The 13,757-nt window shown below is 64.1% G+C and carries 15 protein-coding genes and 1 pseudogene; 14 read left to right on the forward strand and 2 right to left on the reverse strand.

Annotated features, from left to right (window positions below; genetic code table 11):
• Window positions 1-4 precede the first annotated feature (4 nt).
• The gene (locus IVB12_RS10045) at window positions 5-907 is read right to left on the reverse strand and encodes a LysR family transcriptional regulator (RefSeq protein WP_247298322.1); all 903 of its coding nucleotides are present in this window, start codon (window positions 905-907) and stop codon (window positions 5-7) included.
• Window positions 908-1,100: 193 nt separating this feature from the next.
• On the opposite strand from IVB12_RS10045, the gene IVB12_RS10050 reads away from it, so the two are divergent.
• From IVB12_RS10050 to IVB12_RS38055, 12 genes and pseudogenes are all read left to right on the forward strand, one after another.
• Window positions 1,101-2,291 (forward strand): CoA transferase, encoded by a 1,191-nt coding sequence (locus IVB12_RS10050; RefSeq protein WP_247298325.1) that lies wholly within the window; start codon window positions 1,101-1,103, stop codon window positions 2,289-2,291.
• The gene (locus IVB12_RS10055) at window positions 2,288-3,451 is read left to right on the forward strand and encodes an acyl-CoA dehydrogenase family protein (RefSeq protein WP_247298326.1); all 1,164 of its coding nucleotides are present in this window, start codon (window positions 2,288-2,290) and stop codon (window positions 3,449-3,451) included. Before IVB12_RS10050 ends, IVB12_RS10055 begins: the two co-directional genes overlap by 4 nt.
• A gap of 11 nt (window positions 3,452-3,462) precedes the next feature.
• A complete protein-coding gene (locus IVB12_RS10060; RefSeq protein WP_247298328.1) occupies window positions 3,463-3,870 on the forward strand; it encodes a MaoC/PaaZ C-terminal domain-containing protein in 408 nt (135 codons plus the stop codon).
• 3 nt (window positions 3,871-3,873) lie between these two features.
• The gene (locus tag IVB12_RS10065) at window positions 3,874-4,305 is read left to right on the forward strand and encodes a MaoC/PaaZ C-terminal domain-containing protein (protein ID WP_011086090.1); all 432 of its coding nucleotides are present in this window, start codon (window positions 3,874-3,876) and stop codon (window positions 4,303-4,305) included.
• Window positions 4,302-5,255: a dihydrodipicolinate synthase family protein gene (locus tag IVB12_RS10070; RefSeq protein WP_247298329.1), complete on the forward strand. Its 954-nt coding sequence runs from the start codon at window positions 4,302-4,304 to the stop codon at window positions 5,253-5,255. The genes IVB12_RS10065 and IVB12_RS10070 overlap by 4 nt, the downstream gene beginning before the upstream one ends.
• Before the next feature lie 11 nt (window positions 5,256-5,266).
• A complete protein-coding gene (locus IVB12_RS10075; RefSeq protein ID WP_247298330.1) occupies window positions 5,267-5,569 on the forward strand; it encodes a DUF4286 family protein in 303 nt (100 codons plus the stop codon).
• A gap of 124 nt (window positions 5,570-5,693) precedes the next feature.
• Entirely contained in the window at window positions 5,694-6,530 is an 837-nt protein-coding gene (locus IVB12_RS10080; protein ID WP_247298331.1) for an ABC transporter substrate-binding protein, read from the forward strand.
• 19 nt (window positions 6,531-6,549) lie between these two features.
• A complete protein-coding gene (locus IVB12_RS10085) occupies window positions 6,550-7,281 on the forward strand; it encodes an amino acid ABC transporter permease (RefSeq protein WP_247298332.1) in 732 nt (243 codons plus the stop codon).
• The gene (locus IVB12_RS10090) at window positions 7,278-8,078 is read left to right on the forward strand and encodes an amino acid ABC transporter ATP-binding protein (RefSeq protein WP_275974778.1); all 801 of its coding nucleotides are present in this window, start codon (window positions 7,278-7,280) and stop codon (window positions 8,076-8,078) included. Before IVB12_RS10085 ends, IVB12_RS10090 begins: the two co-directional genes overlap by 4 nt.
• Before the next feature lie 12 nt (window positions 8,079-8,090).
• Window positions 8,091-9,038, forward strand: coding sequence for a dihydrodipicolinate synthase family protein (locus IVB12_RS10095; protein WP_247298333.1), 948 nt, complete (start codon window positions 8,091-8,093; stop codon window positions 9,036-9,038).
• Between the two features lie 795 nt (window positions 9,039-9,833).
• Window positions 9,834-9,931, forward strand: a pseudogene (locus tag IVB12_RS38050) (hypothetical protein); the annotation flags it as partial.
• 191 nt (window positions 9,932-10,122) lie between these two features.
• Window positions 10,123-10,356 carry a hypothetical protein gene (locus tag IVB12_RS38055; protein ID WP_253075479.1) on the forward strand — a complete coding sequence of 78 codons (234 nt, stop codon included), beginning with the start codon at window positions 10,123-10,125 and terminating at the stop codon, window positions 10,354-10,356.
• Between the two features lie 224 nt (window positions 10,357-10,580).
• Here IVB12_RS38055 and IVB12_RS10105 read toward each other — a convergent pair whose 3' ends face one another.
• Window positions 10,581-11,498, reverse strand: a complete 918-nt coding sequence (locus tag IVB12_RS10105) for a GntR family transcriptional regulator (RefSeq protein WP_247298335.1) — start codon at window positions 11,496-11,498, stop codon at window positions 10,581-10,583.
• Between the two features lie 88 nt (window positions 11,499-11,586).
• Between IVB12_RS10105 and IVB12_RS10110 the strand changes: the two genes are divergently transcribed.
• A complete protein-coding gene (locus IVB12_RS10110) occupies window positions 11,587-12,522 on the forward strand; it encodes a hydroxymethylglutaryl-CoA lyase (protein WP_247298337.1) in 936 nt (311 codons plus the stop codon).
• Complete coding sequence (locus IVB12_RS10115; protein WP_247298338.1) at window positions 12,519-13,733, forward strand: CaiB/BaiF CoA-transferase family protein; 1,215 nt, start codon at window positions 12,519-12,521, stop codon at window positions 13,731-13,733. Before IVB12_RS10110 ends, IVB12_RS10115 begins: the two co-directional genes overlap by 4 nt.
• The last annotated feature ends 24 nt before the right edge of the window (window positions 13,734-13,757 follow it).

Genomic DNA, 13,757 nt, shown 5'->3' on the forward strand with positions numbered 1-13,757 from the left:
GCCATCACTGCCGCGCCACCGCAATCCGGGCCGCGATCTCTTCGCGTGCGTGCCTGATCAGGGATTGCGTCAGCCGCTGTTGCATGCGGCCGGCCGGCACGATGGCGGACACCGTGACCTCGGTCTTCGGTTTGAACGGCACGCTCCTGAGGCGGCTATAGCGGGTGGAGGATGCCGTCAGTTCGTCCATGATGGTCGCGCCGAGCCCTTCCTCGACGAAATGCCCGGCGACATTCATGAAGCGCACCTCGATGGCCGGCGCGAAGTTGACGGCGCTGCGGCGGAACGCCTCCTGGATCAGGCTGCTGATCCGGCTCGAGGTGCGGGCGTTGATCAGGGGCGTAGCGCGCAGATCCGTCGGACTGACGAAGCTCAGTTGCGCCAGCGGACTGTCGGCCGGGCAGGCGCAGACCATGTCGAGCTGTGCCAGCGGCAAATAGTCCAGCGTCGGGCGCGGATGCGGTTCCATCGCAAAGCCGATGTCGACGATCCCGGTCTCGACATATTCCAGGAGATCGTCGAGCCGCTGGGTCTCCAGCGAGATCTCGACCCCGCCGTGATCTCTGCTGAAACGCGCGACCACCTGTGGCAGCAGCGATTCCGACAGTTCGGAGGTCGCGACGATCCGCATCCGCCCCTTGCGGCCGGCGCGCAGATGCGCGGCTGTCTGGCTGATCAGATCCTGCATCAGGAACAGCGGCTCGGCCTCCGCGAGCAGGATCTGCGCCTCCTGGGTCGGCACCATGCGCTTGTTGATGCGGTCGAATAGCAGGAAGCCGAGCGTGATCTCCGCGTGCTTGATCGCGTTGCTGACCGCCGGTTGCGACATGCCGAGATCCTTTGCTGCGGCGATCGTCGAACGCGTTCGCATCACGGCGCGCAGGATTTCAAGCTGTCGAAGATTCATCAGGGATGGTCCGGTCATGAGTGAGCGATGACAGTGTGCATCATAGATTTCGGTTATCAACCTCGCTCGGAAAATAATTGATGGCGATGTTGTCGGTCGTTCAGGTGTCAGCTTACGCTTCACGCGAAGACATCGCGCGATGGAAGACGCATTTGCGAATGCGAAAGCCTGAGCGCCAGCATGGTGTGAATGCATGAACCTGCTCGACGGCGTCAAAATCCTCAGCTTCAATCATTACCTCGCAGGGCCACTTGCCGCGCAGACACTCGCCGATCTCGGCGCCGACGTCATCGCGGTCGAGCCGATCGAGGGCGCGTTCCAGCGCAACTGGGCGGTCGCCAACCATTTTGTCGCCGGCGACAGCGTCAATCATCTGGCGACAGGTCGCAACAAGCGCAGCCTCGCCGTCGATCTCAAGCATCCCGACGGCGTCGCCGCGGTGAAGAAGCTGGTCGCGACCGCCGACGTCGTGATGGAGAACTTCAGGCCGGGCACGATGGCCAAGCTCGGGCTCGGCTACGACACGCTCAAGGCAATCAACCCCGGCCTGATCTATGCGGTCGCGACCGGTTTTGGATCGGAAGGACCGTACAAGGATCGTCCCGGCCAGGATCTGCTGCTCCAGGCGATGTCCGGTCTTGTGATGCGGACCGGCCGCGCCGACGGAGCGCCGACCGCGGTCGGCGCCGTGATCGTCGACCAGCACGCGGCCTCGCTCTACGCCATGAGCATTTTGGCCGCGCTGTTCGCAAGGACCAAGACCGGCAAGGGCCGGCTCGTCGAGGTCAATCTCTATCAGGCCGCGCTCGACCTCCAGGTCGAGCCGCTGACCGCCTGGCTCAACGGCGCGCCGTCGCCGACACCGCGCGGCCCCGCCGGCATCGCGGCGTGGTTCAGCCCCGGTCCCTACGGCATTCACGCGACTGCTGATGCTCACCTTGCCATCTCCATGGCCTCGCCCAAGGCGCTCGCACTGGCGCTCGGCAGCGAGGAGTTGAAGCAGTTCCGCGATGCCGACAGCTTCTCGAAGCGCGAGGAGATCACCGGGATCGTCGCGGCGCGTCTAAAGCAGAAGGCCACGGCGGAATGGCTGCCCGCGCTCGAAGCGGCGCGCATCTGGCACGCTCCGGTGCAGGACTATCGCGACCTCGAGACCGACCCGCAACTCAATCATCTCGGCGTGTTCAAGAGCGCGAAGAGCGCAGGGGGCGCGTCCATTCGGATGGTCGCCCATCCCGCCCGCTATGACGGCCAGACACCGGAGGTGCGATTGGTGCCGCAGCGGCTGGGTGCGCAGACGCGCGATGTGCTCGGCGAGATCGGTTACGGCGCCGCCGACATTGACGCGATGATCGCCGGCAAGGCCGTGAGAGTGGCGCGATGATCGACTTTTCCGTGCCCGAGGAGACACGTCTCCTGGTCGACACCGTTCGCCGTTTCGTCGAGACGGAGGTGCAGCCGCTCGAAGACGTCGTGGAGCAGACGGCCAAAGTGCCGGCCGACGCGCTGGCGGTCACCAAGTCCAAGGCGCAGAAGCTCGGCCTTTACGCCATGAACATGCCGACGGATGTCGGCGGCGGCGGCCTAAATTGCGTCGAACATTGCCTGGTCGAGGAAGAGTTCGGCAAGACGTCCGACGCGCTGATCCGCCGTGTGTTCGGCCAGGTCTATCCGATGCTGATGGCCTGCAAGGGCGACCAGATCGAGCGCTACCTGCTGCCGACGGTGAAGGGCGACAAGATCTGCGCCATGGCGATCACGGAGCCTGGCGCCGGTTCCGACGCGGCCTCAATCAGCACGACCGCCCAGCCCGATGGCGACCAGTGGGTCCTCAACGGCACCAAGCATTTCATCAGCGACGGCGACATCGCCGACTATGTGATTCTGATGGCGCTGACCGACAAGGAGAAGCGTGCCCGCGGCGGCATCACCCTGTTCCTGGTCGATCGCGGCACACCGGGCTTCAAGGTGGCGCGCACCCAGCCGATGATGGGCCATCGCGGCTATGGCCATGCCGAACTGAGCTTCGAGGATTGCCGCATTCCGAAAGCGGCCGTGCTCGGCGAGGTCGGCGGCGGCTTCAAGCTGATCATGCAAAGCGTGCTGCAGATCCGGCTCGCCCATATCGGCGCCCGCGCTGTCGGCATGGCGCAGCGTGCGCTGGAGATGATGCGCAAGCATGCCGGCGAGCGGCGCCAGTTCGGCCAGCTGATCGGCGATTTCCAGATGGTGCAGAAGCTGATCGCGGATTCCGCCACCGAGATCTTCGGCGTGAAGATGATGGTGATGAACGCCGCCTGGGACATCGATCAGGGCAAGGATGCGCGAGACAAGGTCTCGATGATCAAGGTTGCGGCCTCCGAGATGCAGGGCCGGGTGGTCGACCGCGCCATCCAGGTGTTCGGCGGCATGGGGTTCAGCAAGGATTTGCCGCTGGAGCGGATGTATCGCGATGCCCGAGTCACCCGCATCTATGACGGCACCTCCGAGATTCACCGCATGCTGGTCGCGCGCAGCACCATCAAGAACGGCCTGCAGCTTTAGGGAAACGATCGATGTCCCACGCACCTCTTGAGCCCGGCGCTGCCTTCGCCTTCCGCAAGACCATGACGGTGGCCGAGCAGGCGATGTTCACCGGCATTAGCGGCAATCTCGGCGCTCTCTATGTCGATGCCGTCCGCGCCAAGAAAGCTGGCGCGTCGAATATGATCGCCTTCGAACTCGCGGTCGGAGGTCTCGCTACGACGTGCCTCAGCCAGCTCGGTGGTCCCACGCGGCGGATCGGCAGCATCGCGCTGAATTTTGCCGCGCCCGTGATCGTCGGCGACTCCGTCGAGGCCAGGGCCGAGATCGTTTCGGTTGACGGCGACGACGCGGTCTGTCGCGTCACCTGCACGCTGTCGCCCTCAGGTGCCACCGTGGTGGACGGCACCGCGACGCTGGTTCCCTTTGCCAGGGCCTAAGCCATGTACGAGCCGAAATCCTTCGACGATCTCAAGGTGAATGACAGGGTCAGCCTGAGCAAGACCATCACCGAGGCCGATGGCGCGCTCTATATCGCCGCGACCGGCGATTTCGGTCCCGTTCATGTCGATGAGGTCTATGCCGGCGCGACGCGCTTTGGCCGCAGGCTGGCGCCGGGGATCATGGTTGCGGGACTCTGCACTAGCATCCTCACCAGCGAGCTGGTCGGCACTATCGGCGTGTCGGTGGAGGACCGGTTCTGGTTCACCGGTCCCGTGTTCTACGGCGATACGCTCACCTTCGACGTCTGGATCGCCGAGCAGCACGACGAGACCCGCACCATCATCTGGGAAGCGAGCGCGCGCAACGAAGGTGGCCTCGAAGTGCTGAAGGCGCGCGCGAGCCTGAAATTTCCGCGGCGGAAACCGTCATGAGCAAGGCGATGAAGAAACCGGATTTGCGTGGCGTCACGGTCGCGACCGTGCTGCCCTTCAGGGACGACAGCTCGATCGACTGGGACGGCTATGCCCGCGTGCTGGACTATTGCGCCTGCCCTGACAGCATCGCGGCGGTGTTCGTCAATGGACATGCCGGCGAGGGTGGATCGCTCTCGGATGACGAGCGTCAGGCGGTGATCGAGCGGACGCGCCGGCAGATCGGCGGCAAGCCGCTATTGGCCGGCATCATCGCGCATTCCACCGCGGAAGTGATCCATCAGGCACAGCTCGCGGAGGCTGCCGGTGCCGACTGCGCGGTGCTGTTCCCGCCCGCACCGCTCGGCGGCGGAGCGTCGGCGACCTCGCGCGCGCCAATGGCTTTCGTGCAGGCGGTCGCCTCCGCGATCGGAATTCCCGTGTCGGTCTTCCAGTATCCGCTCGCATCGGGATTTGGCTACTCGCCGGAGACCTTGGCCAAGATCGCCGCGCTCGACAGCGTCATCGCCATTAAGGAGGGCAGCGACACCATGCTGGCCTATGACGAGAACCGGCGGGCGGTGAAGCTGGCCGATCCATCCGTGGCGGTCCTGCCGTCGAACTTCAACTGGTTCCTGCCGCAGCTCGCCGTCGGCGGCGACGGCATTCTCTCCGGCCTCGTCAGCCTCGCGCCGCATCTGTTCGCAGCGCTCTGGCAGGCCTCGCTCGCCGACGACCTCAAGGCGATGCGCGCCGTCAACGAGCGGCTCTATCCGATCGTCCGCGCCATTTACGGGCCTGCGCCGATCATGGACATGCACACGCGCATGAAGGTCGGGCTCAAGGCGCTCGGCCTGATCCGCAATGCCGATCCGCGGCCGCCGCTGCTGCCGGTTCTACCTGCGCTGTGCGATGCCATTGTAACGACGGTCGGTGTGGCGCGCGCGGCCGGCGACATCCGTCCGGCATGAGGAACGAGACGATGCTGGACGAAGCCTTCATCCATATCGTGCGGGTCGACATCGATCCCGAGCACGAGGCTGCGTTCAACGCCTGGTACGAGCAGAGGCATTTCCCCGATCTGCTCGCCTGTCCCGGCTGGCTCTCGGCAAAGCGCTTCGTCTCCATCGGCGACGGGCCGAAATACGCCGCGATGTACGAAGTCGCGGGGCGATGGGCATTCGAGACGCCGGAATTTCTGAAGGTGAAGGGATTCGGCCCGTTCGAGTCCCTGGTGAAGAATTTCATGCGCATTCAGCTCAAGCCGATGTCGGGACCGGCCTGAAGGGGATCGCATGATGATGCAGCTTGCCGTGTCGAAAGATATGGCGCGCGGCATCCAGGAACGTAAAGGGGAAAGCCGGGCGAGGAACTGCATCGTTCATTGGCGTCTTACTGGAGGTAAAAGAATGTTCTCGACACTGCTCCGCTTGAGTGCCGCTGCCGCACTCGTTCTTGCGTCCAGCGCGGCGCATGCCGCATGCAGGCCCGCGATCGCCGATAGCGATCTGATCGCGCCCGGCAAATTGCAGCTCTCCATCAACCCGACCAACCCGCCGCAGCAATTCGTCGACAAGGACGGTCAGTTGCAGGGCCTCAACGTGGAACTCGCCGCCGAGCTCGGCAAGCATCTGTGCCTTCCGGTCGAACTCGTCCGGATGGATTTTCCGGCGATGATCCCGGCCATGAATGCGAGCCGTATCGACGGCATCAACACCGGCATGTTCTGGACCGAGGAACGCGCGAAGCTGATGTACATGGTGCCGACGTCCATGCAGGCCATTTCGGTCGTCGTCGCGCCTGACAGCGGCACAAAAATTGCTACCGTAGCGGATCTGATCGGAAAAACATCCGCTGTCGAGGTCTCAACTTACCAGATGAACTGGCTCAAGAAGTTCAGCGATGCGAACGTGGCGAAGGGCGGTCCGGCCATCGAGATGCGGACCTTCCCGACCGCGACCAACGTCGTGAGCGCGCTGCTGGCGGGGCAGGTGGAGAACGCGCTGCTGGTCGACAGCGTGGCGCGGGATCTCGTCGGTCGTGGCCGCGTCAAGGAGGTGCTGAGCGGGCTCGGCGTCGCCCGTACGGCGATGGCGTTCCGCAGCAAGACGGTCACCGATGCCGTCGTCAAGGCGTTGAACGAGATGCGTGCTGACGGCAGCTACCAGAAGCTGTTCGACAAGTTCGGCCTGACCCCGCTGCCGGCGGACCAGCCGATTGCGATCGCCGGCTCCGGTCCGGCCTGATATCGAGGGAGACGAGCCGATGAGTCATTTCAGTCCGACGGCCGCCGTCAACTACTTCTTCAACTACTTCCTGATGCAGGGTGTGCTCGTCACCATCGGCTTGACGGTGGCGGCAGTCATCGGCGGATTGATCCTCGGCATGGGTATCGCGTTGATGCGCATGTCGTCCAATCCGGTCCTCACCGGCATCTCGCGGTTCTACATCTGGTTCTTCCGCGGCACGCCGCTGTTGATCCAGCTTGTGGTGATCTACAGCGGCTTGCCGCAACTGGGGATCAAGTTCAGCGTGATCACCTGCGCGCTGGTCGGCCTAATCCTCAACGAGGCCGCCTATCTCGCCGAGATCGTGCGCAGCGGCTTCATGGCGGTCTCGGCCGGTCAGCGCGAAGCCGCCTGGGCGCTCAGCCTGTCACCCTGGGTCACGTTCCGCCGCGTGACGCTGCCGCAGGCGTTCCGGCTGATGATCCCGCCGCTCGGCAACTCCATCAATTCGCTGCTGAAGGCAACCTCGCTCGCGTCCGTCATCTCGGTCGAGGAGCTGATGCGCCGCAGCGACATGCTGATGCAGGAGCACTTCCAGATCCTCGAAGTCTACGCCGCCGCGACGGCCTATTATCTGATCCTCACCTCGGTATGGGATGCGGTTCAGCGCCGGCTGGAGACACATTTCAGCCGATCCACCGCCGCCAAATCGAGGCGGGCGGTGGCCAGGGTGCCGGTCGCACAGGCGAGCGTGGAGGCGAGGGCATGAGCGAGACATCGATGAACATGGCTGGCGGCTTCGCGGGCGCGATGGTGCAGCCGGATTTGCGCGACGTGCCGGCGGTGCGCATGGAGGCCGTCTACAAGCACTATGGCGATTTCACCGCGTTAAACCAGGTCGACCTCGAGGTTGCCAAGGGCGAGAAGATCGTGGTCTGCGGCCCCTCCGGCTCGGGCAAGTCGACGCTCATTCGCTGCATCAACCACATCGAGAAGCACGACGAGGGGCTGATCTACGTCAACGGCGTCGAGCTCGACCATCAGCGCAAGAACATCGACGTGGTCAGGCGCGACACCGGCATGGTGTTCCAGAGCTTCAATCTGTTTCCGCACATGACGGTGCTGGAGAACTGCATCCTGGCGCCGATGACCGCGAACGGCATGACCGAGGCGGAGGCCAAGGACCTCGCCATGCATTTCCTCACCAAGGTCCGCATTCCCGATCAGGCCGAGAAATTTCCCGGGCAGCTCTCGGGCGGCCAGCAGCAGCGCGTCGCCATCGCACGCGCGCTGGGCATGCGCCCGAAGATCATGCTGTTTGACGAGCCGACCTCCGCGCTCGACCCCGAGATGGTCAAGGAAGTGCTGGAGACCATGAAGAAGCTTGCGGAGGAGGGCATGACCATGTTGTGCGTGACCCACGAGATGGGCTTTGCCCGCGAGGTCGCCGACCGCATCGTGTTCATGAACGAGGGCAGAGTGGTCGAGCAGGCCGCGCCGGAGCAGTTCTTCAAGCATCCGAAGTCGGAGCGGGCGCGGACGTTCCTCGACCAGATCATTCACTAGATGTCGGTGGAGATGCGGACATTCAGCGATCGCCTGCGCGGCATTCATGCTGCGACGATCGTGCCGATGACGCCCGATTTCGAGATCGATGAGGCGCAGCTCGCAGCCCATCTCACCGCGGTGGCATCCACATCCGGCATCAACGGGCTCCTGGTCAACGGTCACGCCGGCGAGAACTTCGTGCTGTCGCTGGCCGAGAAGCGGCGCGTGGTGGAGCTGGCGCGTCGGCACGCACCGAAGGACTGCCTGATCGTGTCCGGGGTCAACCATGAATCGAGCCTGGAGGCCGCGCGCGAGGCGGCTGCGCTGGAGCAGGCCGGTGCGGACGGGCTGCTGGTGTTTCCCCCCAACAGCTGGGCGCTCGGCCACGCCGATGAGTGCGTGATCGAGCATCACCGCCGCATCCGCGATGCGACGGCCGCGCCGCTGATGCTCTATGCTGCGCCCGTCGGCGCGGGAGCCATGGCTTATGCGCCACCGCTGCTGAAACGGCTCGTGGCGGACCCTCGCTTCGTTGCGATCAAGGAGGGCAGCTGGGAGGTCGCCACCTACGAACAGAATCTCAGGCTGATCCGGAAACTGCGACCGGAGTTCGTCGTGCTTGGCTCGGGTGACGAGCATCTGCTGACGAGCTATCTCGTCGGCTCGGCCGGCAGCCAGGTCAGCCTTGCCTGCGTCGTGTCCGAACTCGTGGTCAGCCTCTGGGCTGCGGGCGAGGCCCGCGATTGGGAGCGGGCGCGTGCCGCGCACGAGAAGCTGTATCCGCTTGCAGTCGCGATCTATCGCGATGCGCCCGGGGGGCGAGCAACAGTACGGCTCAAGGCCTGCCTGAAGTTGCTCGGACGGTTGACTTGCGACGCCGTGCGTCCGCCGCAGCTATCGGTCACGCGAGCCGAGCAACGGGCACTTGAGCTGGCACTACGAAGGACCGGTTGTCTCAATATCGATAATCTAAACTAGGGAGACTCCCTCGCTCGGCCGGCTCGTCCACAGCAAGCACTGCAGGTGCCATGGCGAGAACTTGGATGGTCTCGGGTCGGTTTCCGGCGGGAGCGGGAAACCGGAAGACCATGACCGAACGTGTAGTCGAGCCGTCGACCTCGTAGGCAAAGGTGCGCTGCTTGTCGCCGAGAATACTGGCAGTGCAACCCGGTGCTGGCAAATGCCAATGCTTGACCGATGCGCCGTGAAGCCTCTCTGGCCATTCGGTGCGAAGCCGCCCCGGAACCGTAGAGACCGTGCACGCCGTTCATGCCGATGGTAGAGACGCCGGGCCATCGGACATTGCGGTCCGCCCAAACGGACGTCATGCGACGAGCCTGGAGTATGAAGAGGCCATTCACCGCCGCGACACGGGGTTTTCAACATCGAACCCTTGCGCGACTCTAGGTTAGCCGTTCTTAGCATATTCGTGCGCCCCGCCGGGAGCGTCTTTCAGATCGCTTCCAGCGTTGCGCGTGGCCGCCGCCCGAACTGGCGCTCGCACCGGCTCGCCGCTGTTCATTGCAGGGCAAGGTGTTGCTAACGCAGACCGCGTGAGATGCCTACGAAGCTCTGCATTCGCAGTCTTCAGCGATTCCGCCTCATGCGTCCGACGGCCAGTTAGATAGGTTGGCCGCACAGATTGTCATTCTTGACGCCAACAGGATGCGGACGACGACAGGGGCATTGAGGCGACTTGTCAAAATCGTGAATAGTGATAATGAGCGAGGATCTAGGCGGAAACCAAGGGTTTCAATCACGGCAGCAGCGGAAATGTCAGCTGCCGCATGGCGAGGACGTTCTCATCACGCCGACCCGTGGCATCTGGCCATTCTGAACGCCTATCCGCAAGTGAAAGCGGTCGTACACACCCACGCAGATCGCTGCGTCGCGCTTTCCTGTCTCGCAGAAACCAATGTCGGCCTTCCATTTCATGGTCCCCGGTTTTGGCAGAAACGATGTGCCCTGTGCGCCCTACGCCACGTTCGGCGCCAGAGCGCTCGCCGAGTGAGCCGTCGCGGCGCTGGAACAGCGCAAGGCTTGCCTATTGGCGAACCACGGGATGATTGCCACGGGCAAGGGGCTGCAGGCTGGCTTCGACCTCACGGTGAAGCGCGAAACTCTCGCGGCAATATCTGCTGGCCTGTCAGGCCGGCGCGCCTGCGATCCTTCCCGACGAAATGGCGCTGCTGCTCGAGCGCTATGGCAGCTATGGCCGCGTTGCCTTGCCGGCCTGAGGGGCAATCTCATGGAAATCACCGTCAAGTCCAAAATCATGTCCGTGCTGACACGCTGACATACAATCGCGAGATCGGCAGCTCGCTTGCCCCGCACTCATCTCCAGCGCCTCGCCCGGCGATGGCGCCCTCGCAGTACCGAGTTCAAGCCGGCCTCCAATCTCAGCGTGCCGTTTGCGGTAGGCTGACACCCGGCAGCAATCGGGACGCATGGTGAGCGATATCAACTCCTCGATGCTTCCCGGCGGTCTCCGGCGTTGGGCGACCTGTAGGCAATCCCCGCTCATTGGCATCGCGATACGCCCGCCACGAGCGGGCGTTGCAGGTGCCGGGCCATCAGTTCGGCCGCTTCAGTGTAGCGTCGCGTCTCCAGGACGTCGAGAAGGCGCAGATGTTCGCGCACGTGCCGCCGCATGCCACCGCGGTCGGCAAAGCTGCGATAGGCGAACAGACGCCTGATCGAGTTCACGCGCTTGAGCGCCTCGAGAAAAAAGGGATTGCCGGCGCCGCGGATGATCTCTTCATGGAATTCGCAACCGGAGTGAAATATCTCGCCGATCGTCATCTTCTCGAGCTCGCCTTCGAAGACGCGCTGTTGGCGCTCGCGCAAGCGTACGATCACCTCCTGCGGCAGCGCAAAGCCGGGCTGCGCGATTGCCGCCGGCTCGATCACCGCGCGAAACGCCTTGGCCTGCGCTTGCGCTTCGGGGCTCGAGACCGTCTCCGCAAATCGCCAGCCATAACCGGGCAGGCGCGCGATCCAGCCCTCGGCGGCGATCCGGTCCAGCAGCCGCTGTAGCTCGGCGCGCGTGACGTCATAACGGCGCATCAGCTCCGCCTCGGTGACGTCGGCCGGCAGCCGGCTCGCAAGCACGTCGCCGGCGATGGTCGCATAGACCTGCTCGTTGCGCCTGACCGCCGCGAGCGCCGGTTGGGCCGCGCCGCTGGTGGGATTCTTTGACAGCACAAAGCCGCGATGCGGCTCGCCGCGCGCCAGCCCCGCTGCTTCCAGCGCCTTCAGGCCGAGCCGGATCGGCGCGCGCGACAGATCCAGTGCATCCGCAAGCCTTTGTTCGATCAGGCGATCCCCGGCCTTCATGCCTTCGCGCCGGGCGAGCGCCATGATCAGGCCGGCGAGATGCTCGGCGCGTTCGGAACCGTTCTTGTCGCTGCGTTGTCGGGAACTGTCGGATGCGCTCATGCAGTGCACGCAAGTTTTAGGGCTTGACAGACTGTCCCATGGATTGTTCTTTCATGCAATAATATACAATCGACGGGGAGAGAGCCCAATGGCGCGCGCCGCCGATGTCCACATTTGCGAGGTTGCCCCCCGCGATGGTCTCCAGAACCTGGACATCTCCGTTCCAACCGAGGCCAAATGCGCACTGATCGACGCGATCGCTGCTGCCGGCGTCCGCGAGATCGATGCCGGCTCTTTCGTGCCGTCAAAGGTGGTGCCGCAGTTCGCCGACGTCGACGCGGTGATGGCGCATGCGCTGACACACACGTCGGTGACCATCGGCGCGCTGGTGCCGAACCCGAAGGGCGCCCAGCGCGCCATCGCAGCAGGGGTCAAAGCCGTCTATTTCGTCATCTCAGCGAGCGAGACGCACAACCAGGCCAATGTGCGCCGCTCGGTCGACGAGCAGATCGAAGCATTCCGCGCGGTCCGAGCCGCGATCGACGCCCGGCCCGTGGGCCGACGACCGCAATTGATGGGCGCGATCTCCACCTCGTTCGGCTGCTCGCTGGAAGGTAAGGTGAGCGAAGCCGCCGTGTGCCGTGTGGCGCGCGCTTTTGCCGAAGCCCGGGCCGACGAGATCGGGCTTGCTGACACCGTCGGCTATGCGACGCCAAAATCGATCGGGCAAATCGTCACGGCGGTGCGGCGCGAGATCGGATCGCAAATGACGCTTCGGCTGCATCTGCACGATACGCTCGGCGCCGGCCTCGCCAATGCGATCGCCGGTCTCGAAGCCGGCATCCGCCGTTTCGACGCCGCGGTGTCCGGCCTCGGAGGCTGTCCCTTTGCTCCCGGTGCGCGCGGCAACATCGTCACCGAGGACCTCGTGTTCATGCTGGAGCGCATGGGGCTGTCTACCGGGATCGACCTTGATCGTCTGATGCAGACGCGCGAGATCCTCGCTCGCCATATCCCGGCGAAACATTTGACCGGACATCTGCACGAAGCCGGAATCCCCAAAGTCCTGTGGAGCGCGGCATGACCACGGCTGTGCGTGAGACGGCTTCGGAGCCTCGTCCACTGGCAGGCCTTCGGGTCATCGAATTCAGCCAGATGGTGATGGGGCCGAGCTGCGGCTTGATCCTCGCCGATCTCGGCGCCGACGTGATCAAGGTCGAGCCGCCCAAGGGCGACCGCACCCGCACCTTTAAGGGGCCCGCCGCCGGCTTCTTCGCCACCTACAGCCGCAACAAGCGCAGCATCGCGCTGGATACGTCGACCGCGGAAGGCCAGAGCGTGGCGCGCAGGTTGATCGAGAACAGCGACGTCCTGATCGAGAATTTCAGGCCGGGCCTGCTGAAGCGGATCGGCCTCGATTACGAGAGCGTCGCGGCCTTCGCGCCGCGCCTGATCTATTGCTCGCTCAAGGGGTATTTGCCAGGGCCTTACGAGAACCGCCTCGCGCTCGACGAAGTCGTGCAGATGATGGGTGGGCTCGCCTACATGACCGGCTTGCCCGACCGTCCCATGCGTGCCGGGGCCTCGGTCAACGATGTCATGGGCGGCATGTTCGGCGTGATCGCGATCCAGGCCGCGCTCGCCGAGCGGCAGCGAACCGGCCGGGGTCGCTACATCCAGAGTGCCCTGTACGAGAACAACGTGTTCCTGATGGCGCAGGCCATGATGTGCGAGGTGGTCAGCGGCCAGCCGTCGATCCCGTATTCGATCAAGGACAGCCCGTGGCCGGTCTACGATCTGTTCGACACAAGAGACGGCTCTAAGCTGTTCGTTACCATCGTCGGCGAAGAGCAGTGGGAGGCATTCTGTCGGGCCTTCGATCGCCAAGCTTGGCTCGTCGATCCGCGTTTTGCGACCAGCAACGACCGCGTCGATCATCGCAGCTGGCTGATCCCCGAGATCGCGAAGATCTTCAAGCAATGGAACAAGGCTGATCTTGCCGCCCGTCTCGAGCAGCTCGACCTGCCCTACGCGCCGGTGAACAAGCCCGGCGATCTCTTCGATGATCCGCATCTCAACCAGTCTGGCGGCCTGACCGATATTCGTCTGCCTGACGGCAGCGAGGCCAAGACGCCGCTGTTGCCGATTTCGATGGACGGAAGGCGCCTGCCCAACCGCTACGATCCGCCTGGGATCGGCGAGCACAGCGACAAGATCCTGAGCGAGATCGGCATGTCGCCGAATGAAATCGAAGCGCTACGACAGGCAGGGACAATCAAGGTCACGCCGTCCTGATCGGTCGGCGCTATCGAACAAGAA

Source organism: Bradyrhizobium sp. 179 (assembly GCF_023073535.1).
Lineage (GTDB): Bacteria > Pseudomonadota > Alphaproteobacteria > Rhizobiales > Xanthobacteraceae > Bradyrhizobium.

Bases quoted from the DNA above. Each gene is read 5' to 3' on its own strand.
- IVB12_RS10045 (WP_247298322.1), bottom strand. From the start codon at position 907: ATGAATCTTCGACAGCTTGAAATCCTGCGCGCCGTGATGCGAACGCGT.
- IVB12_RS10050 (WP_247298325.1), top strand. From the start codon at position 1,101: ATGAACCTGCTCGACGGCGTCAAAATCCTCAGCTTCAATCATTACCTC.
- IVB12_RS10055 (WP_247298326.1), top strand. From the start codon at position 2,288: ATGATCGACTTTTCCGTGCCCGAGGAGACACGTCTCCTGGTCGACACC.
- IVB12_RS10060 (WP_247298328.1), top strand. From the start codon at position 3,463: ATGTCCCACGCACCTCTTGAGCCCGGCGCTGCCTTCGCCTTCCGCAAG.
- IVB12_RS10065 (WP_011086090.1), top strand. From the start codon at position 3,874: ATGTACGAGCCGAAATCCTTCGACGATCTCAAGGTGAATGACAGGGTC.
- IVB12_RS10070 (WP_247298329.1), top strand. From the start codon at position 4,302: ATGAGCAAGGCGATGAAGAAACCGGATTTGCGTGGCGTCACGGTCGCG.
- IVB12_RS10075 (WP_247298330.1), top strand. From the start codon at position 5,267: ATGCTGGACGAAGCCTTCATCCATATCGTGCGGGTCGACATCGATCCC.
- IVB12_RS10080 (WP_247298331.1), top strand. From the start codon at position 5,694: ATGTTCTCGACACTGCTCCGCTTGAGTGCCGCTGCCGCACTCGTTCTT.
- IVB12_RS10085 (WP_247298332.1), top strand. From the start codon at position 6,550: ATGAGTCATTTCAGTCCGACGGCCGCCGTCAACTACTTCTTCAACTAC.
- IVB12_RS10090 (WP_275974778.1), top strand. From the start codon at position 7,278: ATGAGCGAGACATCGATGAACATGGCTGGCGGCTTCGCGGGCGCGATG.
- IVB12_RS10095 (WP_247298333.1), top strand. From the start codon at position 8,091: ATGCGGACATTCAGCGATCGCCTGCGCGGCATTCATGCTGCGACGATC.
- IVB12_RS38055 (WP_253075479.1), top strand. From the start codon at position 10,123: ATGATTGCCACGGGCAAGGGGCTGCAGGCTGGCTTCGACCTCACGGTG.
- IVB12_RS10105 (WP_247298335.1), bottom strand. From the start codon at position 11,498: ATGAGCGCATCCGACAGTTCCCGACAACGCAGCGACAAGAACGGTTCC.
- IVB12_RS10110 (WP_247298337.1), top strand. From the start codon at position 11,587: ATGGCGCGCGCCGCCGATGTCCACATTTGCGAGGTTGCCCCCCGCGAT.
- IVB12_RS10115 (WP_247298338.1), top strand. From the start codon at position 12,519: ATGACCACGGCTGTGCGTGAGACGGCTTCGGAGCCTCGTCCACTGGCA.